At 70.0% G+C, this 13095-nt stretch carries 7 protein-coding genes; 6 read left to right on the top strand and 1 reads right to left on the bottom strand.

The window, feature by feature from the left end; all coding sequences use genetic code 11:
• The first annotated feature begins 4 nt into the window (after positions 1-4).
• The 6 genes from N1032_RS12845 (at position 5) to N1032_RS12820 (ending at position 12089) form a co-directional block, all read left to right on the top strand.
• Positions 5-1054 carry a LacI family DNA-binding transcriptional regulator gene (locus N1032_RS12845; RefSeq protein WP_259539488.1) on the top strand — a complete coding sequence of 350 codons (1050 nt, stop codon included), beginning with the start codon at positions 5-7 and terminating at the stop codon, positions 1052-1054.
• A 68-nt stretch (positions 1055-1122) separates the two neighbouring features.
• Positions 1123-2886, top strand: a complete 1764-nt coding sequence (locus N1032_RS12840; RefSeq protein WP_259539681.1) for an ABC transporter ATP-binding protein — start codon at positions 1123-1125, stop codon at positions 2884-2886.
• A gap of 138 nt (positions 2887-3024) precedes the next feature.
• Positions 3025-6225, top strand: coding sequence for a glycoside hydrolase family 2 TIM barrel-domain containing protein (locus tag N1032_RS12835; protein ID WP_259539680.1), 3201 nt, complete (start codon positions 3025-3027; stop codon positions 6223-6225).
• Positions 6226-6373: 148 nt separating this feature from the next.
• Positions 6374-10108 carry a choice-of-anchor G family protein gene (locus N1032_RS12830; RefSeq protein WP_259539486.1) on the top strand — a complete coding sequence of 1245 codons (3735 nt, stop codon included), beginning with the start codon at positions 6374-6376 and terminating at the stop codon, positions 10106-10108.
• 101 nt (positions 10109-10209) lie between these two features.
• Positions 10210-10971: a DUF5819 family protein gene (locus N1032_RS12825; RefSeq protein ID WP_259539485.1), complete on the top strand. Its 762-nt coding sequence runs from the start codon at positions 10210-10212 to the stop codon at positions 10969-10971.
• On the top strand, positions 10968-12089 hold the full coding sequence (locus N1032_RS12820; RefSeq protein WP_259539484.1) for an HTTM domain-containing protein: 1122 nt from the start codon (positions 10968-10970) through the stop codon (positions 12087-12089). Before N1032_RS12825 ends, N1032_RS12820 begins: the two co-directional genes overlap by 4 nt.
• On the opposite strand, the gene N1032_RS12815 is transcribed toward N1032_RS12820, so the two are convergent.
• Positions 12078-13061, bottom strand: coding sequence for a glycoside hydrolase family protein (locus N1032_RS12815; protein ID WP_259539483.1), 984 nt, complete (start codon positions 13059-13061; stop codon positions 12078-12080). The genes N1032_RS12820 and N1032_RS12815 overlap by 12 nt on opposite strands.
• Positions 13062-13095 lie beyond the last annotated feature (34 nt).

The raw sequence follows: 13095 nt of genomic DNA, 5'->3' as shown, positions 1-13095 counted from the left end.
TGGTGTGGTAACGATACAAGACGTGGCGAAAGCGGCCGGGGTGTCGCCGATGACGGTGTCGCACGTCATCAACGAGCACCCCCACGTCAAGACCGCGACGCGCCAGAAGGTGCTCGTGGCGATCTCGGCCCTCGACTACCGCGTCAACATCGCCGCCCGCAACCTGCGCACCGGGCGCACCGGCACGATCGGCCTGGCGGTGCCCGAGCTCGACCGCCCCTACTACGGCCACCTCGCGGCCCTCATCACCGAGGCCGCCGCCGAGCACAAGCTCCACGTGGTGGTGGAGCAGACCGGCGCCACCCGCGAGAGCGAGCTGCGCGCCCTCGCCCTCTCACGCAACCGGCTCTACGACGGGCTCATCCTGGCCACCGTGGGGCTCGGCGCCGCCGACTCCGACCTGCTGCGGGTCGATCACCCCGTGGTCATTCTGGGCGAGCGCATCTTCGACGGACCGGTCGACCACATCGCCCTGCCCAACGTCGACGGGGCGCAGACGGCTGTCACGCACCTGATCGAGAGCGGATGCCGCCGCATCGCCATCCTCGACGCCGCCGCGCCCGAGGCACCTCACCCCGACGACGCGGCCCCGGGCGAGCGTGCCGCCGAGGTGAACGTCTCCACGCTGCGGCACACCGGTTACCGCACCGCCCTCGCGGCCGCCGGCATCGCCTACGACCCCGCCCTCGTGACGGGCGTCGAGCGGTTCACCATGCGCGGGGGCGCCGAGGCGGCCACCCGTCTGGTCGAGAGCGGGGTGCCCTTCGACGGGGTGTTCTGCGTCACCGACACCGTCGCGATGGGGGCGCTGCGGGCCTTCGCGACCCTGGGCATCCGGGTTCCCGCCGACGTCAAGGTGATCGGTTTCGACGACGTGCCCGAGAGCGAATACCTGGTGCCGTCACTCTCGTCGATCGCACCCGATCACGACGAGACGGCCCGCACGGCGGTGCGACTGCTGGTCGACAGGATCCAGCACGGCGCGACGGGTCGTCCGGCGCGCGAAGTGGTGAGCGGCTACCGGCTGGTGGCTCGTGAGACCACCGCCGGCTGAGCCGGCGCCCCCGAACACCGAAGACGCGATCGGCCACTCGCCGAGAACAGGATCACCCCATCGTGACCGTGTTGAAGAAGTCCTTCTCGACCATCGAACTCGACCAGCGGCATCCGGTTCGCTCGGTCTTCCACCTGCTCGGCCGCTACCGGGGGCGCGTCGTGGCGTCGGTGGCGTTCTTCGCCCTGAAAGACACCCCGCTCTGGCTGCTGCCCGTCGTGACGAGCGCGATCATCGACGTGGTGGTCGCCGGCGGCCCGGCATCCACTCTCTGGCTCTGGGCGGCCATCGCGCTCGTGGCGCTGGCCCAGAACTACCCCAACCACGTGCTCTACACGCGCTATTTCATGAGCGTGGTGCGCCAGACCGGCGCCGACCTGCGCAACGCCCTCGCGTCGCGGCTGCAGAGCCTGTCGATCGGCTACCACTCGCGGGCCAGCTCGTCGATCGTGCAGACGAAGGTGGTGCGCGACGTCGAGAACGTGGAACTGATGCTGCAGCAGGTGGCGCATCCGCTGCTGTCGGCCACCATGGTGCTGATCGGGGCGATCGCGACCACGGCCATCAACGTGCCGGCGTTCCTGCCCGTCTATGCGCTGGCGATTCCGATCGCGGTGCTGCTGCGGGCCTTTCTCAGCCGGCGCTCGCGGCACGAGAACGAGCAGTTCCGGCTCGAGGTGGAGCGGTTCTCGGCCCGGGTGGGTGAGATGGCGACGCTCATGCCCATCACGCGCGCGCACGGCCTCGAGCGCACCGCGGTCGATCGGGTGGCTCAGGGCGCCGAGGGGCTGCGGTCGGCGGGTTTCAGCCTCGACCTGCTCAACGGCCGCTTCGCGTCGCTGTCGTGGGTGAGCCTGCAATTGCTGGGTGTCGGATGCCTCGTGCTGGCCGCCTGGGTGTCGATCAGCGGCTGGCTGCCCATCACTCCCGGTCAGGTGGTGCTGCTGAGCTCCTACTTCGCGCTGATCACGGGCGCGATGACCAACCTGCTGATGCTGCTGCCGGTCGTGGCCCGCGGAACCGAGTCGGTGCGCTCGATCGCCGAGGTGATGCAGGAGCCCGACCTCGAGTTCAACGAGGGCAAGCACCGGTTCGAGAACGTGACCGGCTCGATGCGGCTCGAGCACGTCGACTATCGCTACGCTCCGGATGACGCGCCGGCGCTCTCAGGCATCGACCTCGAGGTGCGGGCCGGCGAGACCGTGGCGTTCGTGGGGTCGTCGGGGTCGGGCAAGTCGACCATGCTCAACCTGGTGCTCGGGTTCTTGCGGCCAACGGCCGGGCGCATCCTGCTCGACGGCATCGACATGGAGACGGTCGACATGCGCAGTTACCGCCGCTCGGTGTCGGTGGTGCCGCAGGAGTCGGTGCTGTTCGAGGGTTCGATCCGCGACAACGTGACCTACGGGCTCGGGTCGGTGAGCGACGAGCGTGTGACGGCGGCGCTGCGCGACGCGAACGCCCTCGAGATCGTGGAGGCGCTGGCCGACGGCTGGGACTCGGTGGTCGGCGAGCGCGGTGCTCGCCTGTCGGGTGGCCAGCGGCAGCGCATCGCGATCGCCCGCGCGCTCGTGCGCGACCCGCGCCTGCTCATCCTCGACGAGGCGACGAGCGCCCTCGACCCGGAGTCGGAGGCCCTCGTGAAGCAGGCGCTCGAACGCCTGATGAGGGGGCGCACGACGCTCGTCGTGGCGCATCGGCTGTCGACCATCCGCTCGGCCAATCGCATCGTGGTGCTCGAGCACGGCCGTATCGTCGAAGTGGGCAGCCACGACGAGTTGCTCGCCGCGAAGGGGCGCTACGCGACCCTGCACCACGTGCAGTCGGCGTGACGGGGGCGGTTCGCCGCGCGCCTGCCCCGACTGCCGTGCCCTGACCTGCCTTGCCCCCTGACCTGCCCGACCTTGACCCGCCTGCTCCCGCCTGACCTGCCCCTCCCCGCCCCCCAGAAGGAACCCCGCTTGCAGCCCATCACCTACGTCACCGACACCGCCCCCGGCTCCGGAGCGCGACGCGCGCCCCGAGCCCGCCTGAACTCCGACGCGCCCACGCTCTCGCTCGACGGCGACTGGCGCTTCCGGCTGCTTGCGGGCGCTCCCGGCACGCCGGGCGGGTCGGGCGTGCTGCCCGAGGGTGAGGCGACCGACGACGTGGGCCGGCCCGACTACGACGACTCGGGGTGGAGCAGCATCCCCGTGCCGTCGCACTGGGTGCTCGAGGGCGACGGGGCCTACGGGCGGCCGATCTACACCAACGTGCAGCTGCCGATTCCGCTCGACCCGCCTTTCGTGCCCGACGAGAACCCCACCGGCGACTACCGCCGCACCTTCGAGCTGCCCGAGCGGTGGGGCGCCGCCGACGTCGACGCCATCGCGCTGCGTTTCGACGGTGTCGAGTCGCGCTACAAGGTGTGGCTGAACGGGGTCGAGATCGGCGTGGGCAGCGGCAGCCGTCTGGCGCAGGAGTTCGACGTGACGGCGGCGGCGCATCCGGGGCTCAACACCATCGCGGTGCGCGTTCACCAGTGGTCGGCCGCGACCTACGTCGAAGACCAGGATCAGTGGTGGCTGCCCGGCATCTTCCGCTCGGTCACCCTCGAGGCCCGGCCCGTCGGGGGTCTCGACGACCTCTGGCTGCGCGCCGACTACCGGCACGACGGCACCGAGGGCGGCACCGACAGCGGCACCGGCATCCTCACGGCCGAGCTGCGGGGAGCGGGCTCTCCGGTGACCCTCCGGGTGCCCGAGCTCGGCGTCGACGTCACCTGGAACACGGCCACGGATGTCGCGCCGATCGTGATCGCCGGCGTCGAGCCCTGGTCGGCCGAGCAGCCGCGGCTCTACGACGCGGAGGTGTCGAACGCGGCCGAGACGGTGTCGACGCGGCTCGGCTTCCGCACGGTCGAGATCAGGGGCGACCGGTTGCTCGTGAACGGCCGCCGGGTGGTGTTCCACGGCATGAACCGGCACGAGATCCATGCCGAGCGCGGGCGGATGTTCGACGAGGAGTTCGCCCGGGCCGATCTGGCGATGATGAAGCGGTTCAACGTCAACGCCATCCGCACGAGTCACTACCCGCCGCACCCGCGGTTGCTCGATCTGGCCGATGAGCTGGGGTTCTGGGTGGTGCTCGAGTGCGACATCGAGACGCATGCGTTCCACAAGCCGGGCCAGGGCGCCGAGTGGCGCGGCAACCCGAGCGACGACCCCGCCTGGCGAGAGGCCTACCTCGACCGCATCGAGCGCACCGTCGAGCGCGACAAGAACCACCCCAGCATCGTGCTCTGGTCGCTGGGCAACGAGGCGGGCACCGGCGCGAACCTCGCCGCGATGGCCGCCTGGGTGCACCGGCGTGACCCCGGGAGGCCGGTGCACTACGAGGGCGATCATGCGGGGGAGTACACGGATGTCTACTCCCGCATGTATGCCGCGATCGCCGAGGTGCAGGCGATCGGCCGCGACGACGACCGCTCCCTGCTGATGGACTGCTCGGCGGCGCAGTCGGCCTGGCAGCGCACGAAGCCGTTCCTGCTCTGCGAGTACGTTCACGCCATGGGCAACGGCCCGGGCGCGATCGACCAGTACGAAGACCTCGTCGACCGCTACCCGCGTCTGCACGGCGGATTCGTGTGGGAGTGGCGCGACCACGGGCTGCGCACCCGAACGCCCGCCGGCGTCGAGTACTTCGGCTACGGCGGAGACTTCGGCGAGATCGTGCACGACGGCAACTTCGTGGTCGACGGCATGGTGCTGAGCGACGGCACACCGACCCCGGGGCTGTTCGAGTGGAAGCACGTGGTGGCCCCGGTGCGGATGCGGTTCGAGGGCGTGACCGGCCGTGCCGAGCACGTGGGCGGAGGCGCCGGTGAGGGAGCGCTCACCGACGGGCGGATCGTGATCGAGAACCATCGCCATTCGGCCGACACCGGTGACCTGGAGTTCCGGTGGAGCCTCACGCTCGACGGGCGCGACGCGGCCGCGGGCGTGCTCGAGCTCGACGCGCCCGTGCGCGCGGGGGCGACTGCGGCCGTGCCCGTGCCGCGGGCGGCGCTCGACGCGGTGTCGCTCGATGCGGAAGCCTGGCTCACGGTCGACGCGGTGCTCGCTCGCGACACCTCCTGGGCTCAGGCCGGCCATCTGGTCGCGCGCTCGCAGCTGGACGTATCGCTGACGCGCGTGCGGCCAGCGTGGCTGGACTCCGCGACGTCGTCGGCGTTCGCGCGCCCCGCGGTCGGGGCGGCGCCGGCGGTCGAGGTCGCCCCGGCGGGAGTGCCGGCATCCGCTCGGTTCGACGCTCGAGGGCTCGTCGAGCTCGCGGGGCTGCCGGCATCCGGGCCGCACGGCGAGTTCTGGCGGGCGCCGACCGACAACGACAACGGGGGCAACTTCCCCGGTGGCGAGGGGAGCTTCGGCAGCTACGATCTCGTCGATCCCTGGACGAATCGCGGGCTCGGCGTGCCCTCCTACTCGTCGGCCGAGCTGTGGCGCCAGGCCGGTCTCGACCGGCTGACCGCCCGCACCGAGCAGGTCGCATCCGACGGCACCTCGCGTCGCACGCGCTACGCGGCCGCCGATTCGCTCGAGAGCTTCGTGGTGGAGGAGTCGTGGCAGGTCGACGGCGAATCGGCCGTCGTGACCATCGACATCCTTCCAGTGGGCGATTGGCGCATCCATCTGCCCCGCCTGGGCGTGCGGTTCGGCCTGCCCGGCTCGATCGACCGCGTCGCGTGGTTCGGCGCGGGGGAGCGCGAGTCCTACCCAGACAGCCGCCGGTCGACCTTCGTCGGTCGCTACGAGGCCGCGGTCGACGACCTCGTGGTCGACTACGCGCGGCCGCAGGAGAGCGGTCACCGTAGCGACCTGCGCGAGCTCGTGCTGTTCGAAGGCGGCCGCCCGGCACTGCGGATCGAGACGGCACGCGACGCCGGGGGAGCGCTGCCCGGCTTCGCCCTGCGCCGGCACACGGTGCAGCAGGTCGATGCGGCCGAGCACCCGCATGAGTTGCCGGCATCCGATGGCGTCTTCCTCTGGATCGACGCGGCGCAGAACGGACTCGGGTCGAGGGCGTGCGGCCCGGATGTCTGGCCCGACCACATTCTGCGGCCGCGCGCGTGCACGCTCACGCTGCGGTTCACGCCTCTGGCGGAGGGTGCGGCCGGCCCGAGTACCTAGATTGCGGAGCGAATACCTACACGTCGGTTGTCGAATACCTAGATTCCCTCGGGCGCTGTTCAGCGCCACCTAGGGTTGCAGCACGTCGGACCGGGCCCCGTCACACGGGCGCACCCACCGGGCTCCGACACAGCATGGGGGACTTGCTATGACACAGAACCGCCGTCATTCGCGCATGGGCTGGGGAGCGAGGTCGCTCGCGCTCGTCGGGGCGACAGCGCTGCTGGCCTTCGGATCGGTCACGGCCGCGCACGCCGATCCGGGGGATGTGTCGAATGCGACGGGCACCTATCTCGGGGGCTCGATCCTGGGGCTCAACACCGACGTGATCGCCGAGCTCGCGGGCGAGTCGGCGACGAGCGACGGCGTGACGCCCGAGACGAACGCGAATAATCTCGACCTCTCGGTGCTCGACATCCTGACGCTCGAGGCGGGCGGGGGCGTGCAGCTTCCGCTGAGCCTCGTCGACGCCGGCGTGGTCAGCCAGTATGCGAGTGCGCAGACCGATGGGTCGTCGGTCGGGGCATCCGGGCTCGTCAGCGAAGGCGGCCTGATCGGCACCGGCGTGACCCCCGCACCCGGCGTGGCGCCGGGGCCGCTGTCGCTGGAGTTGAGCGATGTGGTCGCGGCGCTCGGGCTCGACGCCGACATCACGGCCGAGCTGGCCGACCTCAGCCTCCAGGTGGGTGTCACGAGCGCCCGCGCGAGTCAGGCGGCGCCGGCTGCGGCAGAGGGCAGCTATGAGATCGCGGGAGCCGACCTGCTCTTCACCAGCCCCACGGTCGCCGGTCTGGCCGGCGAGGTGGGTGACCTGGTCACCGCGCTGCAGTCCAGTGTCGATGAGCTGAGTGTCAGCCTCGACGCGGCGCTCGGGCTGCTCGACCTGGGCGCCCTGGCGACGGTCGACGTCGATGTGAGCTCGGTCACGCTCACCGATGCGATCGCCGGGCTTTTCGACGGACCGGTCACCGACCCGGCCTACCCCGGGGTATCGGTCGATCTGTCGACCGGTGTGGTGTCGGTCGATCTGGATGCGATCCAGCCGCTGAACGGGCTGGACCCGAACACGCAGATCCTCACGCCCGCGGTGATCGAGCAGATTCAGGACTCCGTCTTCAATCTCATCGACGGCGTGCTCGACGACGTGGTCGAAGACCTCACGGAGGCGATCAACGGCATCACCATCACCGGTGGTGTGACCGTGCTGGTCGTCGGGCCCGTGATCACGCTCGACACGAGCGTCGGCGCACTGCTGAGCGGTGACACGTCGGGCATCTCGCTCGCGGGCGTCGGTCTCACGCTGGGGCTCGACCTGATCGTCGACGCTCTGACCGCCCCACTGGACGACCTGATCACCTCGGTCACCTCCGTCGCGACGACGGCGTTGATTCCGGTGAACGAACTGCTCGTGCCGGCGATCACCGACATCCTGTCGCTCGCGCTGTCGCTCGAGGTCAACCACCAGGAGACGAACGCCGGGGTGTTCTCGGAGACCGCGCTCGTGGTCACCGTTCTGCCGGGCCTCGACGCGGTCACCCTCGAGATCGCGAATGCGACGGTCGGGCCGAACGCGATCGACATCACCGACGTGCTGATCACAGGCCCCACCGAGGGCGCGGTGATTCCGGCGGGCCAGGCCACCGAGACCGCCACGGTCATCGTGTCGGGAGAGGGTGAGCCTCTCGCCGACATCGTCGTGTCGATTCCCGGTCAGCCGGATCAGCCGACCACGGTCAACGAAGACGGTACGTGGGAGGTGACGTTCCTCGACCTGCCGGCCGACACCTACACGGCCACCGCCGTGCAGACCGCCGGTGAGGCCGAGAGCGACGACACCGTCACCTTCACCGTGCAGGTCGAGGCCGCCGACGCCGACGCCGACACGGATGCCGCGGCCGACGCCGACGTGGCGGCCGACGCCGATGCTGCGGCCGACGCCGATGCTGCGGCCGACGTAGATGTGGACGTGGACGTCGACGTTGATGCGGATGCGGATGCGGATGTGGATGCGGCGGCTGACGCCGATGCTGCGGCCGACGCCGATGCGGCCGCTGATGTGGACGTGGATGCGGATGTGGATGCGGCGGCTGACGCCGATGCTGCGGCGGACGTGGATGCGGACGTCGACGTTGATGCGGATGCGGATGTGGACGCCGCTGCCGATGCCGCGGCCGACGCCGACGCGGCCGCTGATGTCGACGTGGATGCTGACGTCGATGTAGATGCGGATGTGGATGCAGCGGCCGACGCCGATGCTGCGGCCGATGTGGATGCCGCAGCCGACGTGGACGCGGCGGCTGACTTGGACGTGGACGTGGATGCCGACGCTGATGTGGACGTGGATGCCGACGCTGATGTGGACGTGGATGCTGCGGCTGACGTAGACGCAGCGGCCGATGTGGACGCGGACGCGGATGCTGACGTGGATGCCGCGGCAGACGTGGATGCTGCAGCCGACGTTGATGCGGATGCAGACGTGGATGCCGCTGCTGATGTCGATGCGGCGGCCGATGTGGACGCGGCTGCGGATGTGGACGCCGACGCGGATGCGGATGCCGACGCGGATGTGGATGCTGCGGCGGACGTGGATGCGGCGGCTGATGTGGACGCGGATGTTGATGCTGCAGCCGACGTGGATGCTGCGGCCGATGTGGACGCTGACGCTGATGTGGATGCAGCGGCCGATGTGGACGCTGACGCTGATGTGGATGCAGCGGCCGATGTGGACGCTGACGCGGATGTTGATGCGGCTGCGGACGTTGATGCGGCAGCCGACGTTGACGCTGACGCTGATGTTGATGCGGCCGCGGACGTCGATGCTGACGCGGATGTTGATGCTGCAGCCGATGTGGATGCAGCTGCGGACGTAGACGCAGCGGCAGACCTCGATGCGGACGTGGACGCTGCGGCCGACGCGGACGCTGACGTTGATGCAGCGGCAGATGTGGATGCCGATGCGGATGTTGACGCTGCAGCCGACGCGGATGTTGATGCGGCCGCTGACGTAGACGCGGCGGCTGATGTGGATGCTGCCGCTGACAGTGATGCCGACGCAGACGCTGCAGCCGATGTGGATGCGGCTGCCGACGTCGATGCGGCCGCTGATGTGGACGCCGATGCTGCCGCAGACGTGGATGCTGATGCTGCGGCCGATGCGGACGCGGATGCCGCGACCGACGCTGATGCCGCGACCGACGCTGATGCTGACGCCGCGACTGATGCTGATGCTGCGACTGACGCCGACGCCGCAACGGACGCAGATGCTGCAGCCGACGTGGACGCGGATGCCGCAACTGACGCGGATGCCGCGACTGACGCGGATGCCGCGACTGACGCCGATGCCGCGACGGACGCCGATGCCGCGACGGACGCCGACGCCGATGCCGCGACCGACGCCGACGCCGCGACCGACACCGACGCCGCGACGGACGCCGACGGCGACACCGACGCCGACTACGCGCCCGAGTCGTCGGTCAAGTACTCGAGCATCGTGCGGGGTATGGGGGTGGTGCAAGAGATCTACGGCACCGGCTTCGCCCCCGGCGAGACCGTCACCGCGACGCTCGACGGCTTCACCTTCACCCCGCAGGTCGCCGATGCCGCAGGCAACGTGACCTTCACCCTTCCGATCGGGGCCCAGTTCCCCCTCGGAACCCACGTGGTGTCCCTGACCGGCAGCCAGACCGGCCCGGTTCCCTCAGAGAGGAACAACGCCTCGTTCACCGTCACCGCAGCTCCGGCCACGGCGGGCAGCGGCCCGGCCACCCCGGCCGGGGGCCTCGCGAACACCGGGCTCGACGGCCCACTCATCGGAGGGTTCGCCCTGCTGCTGCTACTCGCCGGCGGAGCAGTGATGGGCGTGCGGAGAATGCGCCTACGATGACCGACCCGGGTGGGCCACGCGACGCCACGTGACCCACCCGCCGATCTCAGACGCAGTGGATGCAACCGTCCACTGCGTCTGAGGTTTCTGAGGGGAAGACAATGACTACTCGCACACAGAAGGTCGCGGCATCCGTCGCCGTCGCGGTCGTGGCCGTCTACATCTTCGTGACGCTCGTGACCGTGCTGCCGTCGAGTCCGCTGCGAAGCTCGGTGGTCACGGCGACCGCTCCCTACTTCTCGCAGAAGTGGAACGTGTTCGCGCCGAGCATCATGAAGACGAACACCGAATTCGTCATCGAGGCCCAGTGGCGCGGCGACGGCGGCGAACTGGTCAAGAGCGACTGGGTGAGCGTCACCGGCATCGAACAGCAGTCGGTGCCCGGCCACGCGATGCCCTCGCGCATCCAGAAGTCGTCGTGGAACGCCATGCTCGCCTACTACGGCCGCTACGTCGCGCTCAACGAACAGCAGCGCGAGGTGGTGCGCGACACCTTCATCGAGCGCGACGGCGAGGGCGGCTACCGCGCCAAACCGCCGGCGCCCCTGATCGAGCAGCTCGAAGCGGTCGACGGAACGGATGCCGCCGCACAGGGCGACATCGTGCGCTTTCTGCGCTACGACTACATGCTCAAGGAGTACGCCACCGACTTCGCCACCGCCTACTTCGGCAAACCGATCGAACGGGTGCGCTGGAAGCTCGTGCGCACCAGGCCGAACGACTTCGACCATCGCTTCGACGAACAACAGCAGTTCGACCCCTACACGGTGACCTTCGGATGGCGCCACGTCGACGACGTGGTCGACCCCGAGACGCTCGCCGTCTACGACGACATGCTCAAGCGATACGGACCGACCTCATGAACCAGCCGAACGCATCCCGTCGCCTCCTGCCGGCACTCCCTGAGCCTCGGCAGGTGCCCGCGCTGCTGATCGGCTGGCTGACCCGGTCGAAGCACGCCACGTTCAGCCTCTCGTTCCTGCGCATCATCTACGGCGGCATCATCCTGGCGTTCCTCGCCACGAACGTCGCCGACCGGCACTACCTCTGGGGCGTCGCCTCGCAGTGGGTCGAGCCCGAGGCGAAGCGCCGCGGCTGGATCGGCCTGTTCCAGATCGCGTTCCCCAAAGACGACGCCGCTCTGTTCGACCTCTCCTACGCGATTCTCGCCATCCTGGCCCTGCTGTTCCTGATCGGCTGGCAGACGCGCTTCGTCACGCCCCTGCTGCTCGTCTTCTGGGTGGGCCTGGCGACGAACAGCACCGTGCTCACCAACGGCGGCGACACGATCATGCGCATCACGCTGCTGTTCCTCGTGGTCGCCGATCTGTCGCAGCACTGGTCGGTGGATGCGTGGCTGCGCCGGCGAGGCGCGCGTCAGGTGCGACCGCTCTGGCGAGGTGTGATCGCCGAGACCGTGAAGAACACGGCGAGCAATGCGGCCGTCGTCCTCTGCGCCTACCAGATCATGCTCGTCTACGTGAACTCGGCCATCTACAAGCTGAGCGGCGTCGAGTGGCGCGACGGCACGGCCTTCTACTACTCGCTCGTGCTCGACGTGTTCCGGCCGTTCCCGGCGCTGAGCGACCTGGCGTGGCAGTGGGACGTCGGGGTCTTCGTGGCCACGTTCCTCTCCGTCTGGGTGCAGCTGCTGTTCCCACTGCTCGTGCTCTGGCGGCCCACCCGCATCGCGGCCCTCATCGTCATCCTCGGCATGCACCTCGGCATCGGCCTGTTTCTCGGGCTCTGGCCGTTCTCGCTCGCGATGATCGCCCTCGACCTGCTGTTCGTGCGCGACTCGTCGTGGCGGCGCATGCTGGCGTGGGGTCTCAGCGCCGTGAAGGCGCTGGTGGGGGCGGTGCGGCCGCTGTTCACCGACCGGCGGCCGGCGCCGAAGCCCGCGGCGACGACGTCGGGGGTCGGGGCTGCCGCCGGGGTCGCGGCGACGGCTGCGGTCGCCCAGCCCGACTCAGGGCGCTGAGCCGGGGCCGTCCGGCGGCAGCACGGGGCCGGTCAGCACCTCGTCGCGATTGCAGACGAGGGTGCCGTCGACGACCCGCACCCGCGCGACCTGGATCGACGACCGCCGCTCGGCGACCGTGTCGAGCGGCCCACCGGTCTGGCGCCCGGGATGGGTGAAGTAGAAGATCGAGGCCATGGAGTCCGACGTCGGCACGACGTCGGCGTGATGACCCACGGATGAATCATCCGGCCCCCTTCCCGGCTGATCGAGAATCAGGCCCTGCGCGGTCCACCCCGCCAGATCGTGGGAGCGGAAGACGCGCTGCCCGTTCCATTCGTCGACGATCATCCACCACCAGCCCCCGAGCGGGAAGACGTTCGGGCCCTCGTGCGGGGCGTGCGTGAGCACCGGGCCGACGACGGTCCAGGTGGCGAGGTCGGGGCTGTCGGCGGCCCAGGTGTGGCTGTCGTCGGCCTCGTCTTTGAACCACATGCGGTGGCCACCGCCGGGCAGGGGAGCGACGGCCGCATCGATGACCCGGTCGGACGAGAGGTCGAGCGTCGACACGAACGCCCAGCGCACGAGGTCGTCGCTGGTGTAGTGGCGGATGCGGCGCGGGTGGCCCGGCCAGCGGTCGGGAACGCCCGTGACCACGCTGACGTACATGTGGTAGCGCGAGCCGTCGTCGATGATCTCGGGCGCCCAGTAGGTGTCGCGGCCCCAGCCGAGGTCGAGCCCGGCGATCGTGCCGCGGTAGAGCCAGGTGAGACCGCCGTCGGGGGTCGAGGCGACGCCGAGGTCGGTGCCGTGCATCCATTCGACGCCGGGCAGCTCGGGGCCCCAGGCGCGGCGGGCGGTGTAGACCATCCACCAGGCCTGCTCGTGGCGGTTCCAGACGAGCACCGGGTCGGCGGCGCCGTCGAAGACGGGGTCGCGGAAGAGGGGTTTCGGCACGGGCGACGGCTTCGTCGGGATGGGGCGTTGCGACATCCTGTAACGATACAACGGCGAGTACCCAGCCGCA

Origin of the sequence: Herbiconiux daphne, assembly GCF_024979295.1 — a bacterium.
Lineage (GTDB): Bacteria > Actinomycetota > Actinomycetes > Actinomycetales > Microbacteriaceae > Herbiconiux > Herbiconiux daphnes.
This window is presented reverse-complemented; position numbering and strand designations above follow the sequence as displayed.

Excerpts from the sequence above, each read along its gene's own strand:
- N1032_RS12820 (WP_259539484.1), top strand. The coding sequence starts at position 10,968 with ATGAACCAGCCGAACGCATCCCGTCGCCTCCTGCCGGCACTCCCTGAG.
- N1032_RS12825 (WP_259539485.1), top strand. The coding sequence starts at position 10,210 with ATGACTACTCGCACACAGAAGGTCGCGGCATCCGTCGCCGTCGCGGTC.
- N1032_RS12830 (WP_259539486.1), top strand. The coding sequence starts at position 6,374 with ATGACACAGAACCGCCGTCATTCGCGCATGGGCTGGGGAGCGAGGTCG.
- N1032_RS12815 (WP_259539483.1), bottom strand. The coding sequence starts at position 13,061 with ATGTCGCAACGCCCCATCCCGACGAAGCCGTCGCCCGTGCCGAAACCC.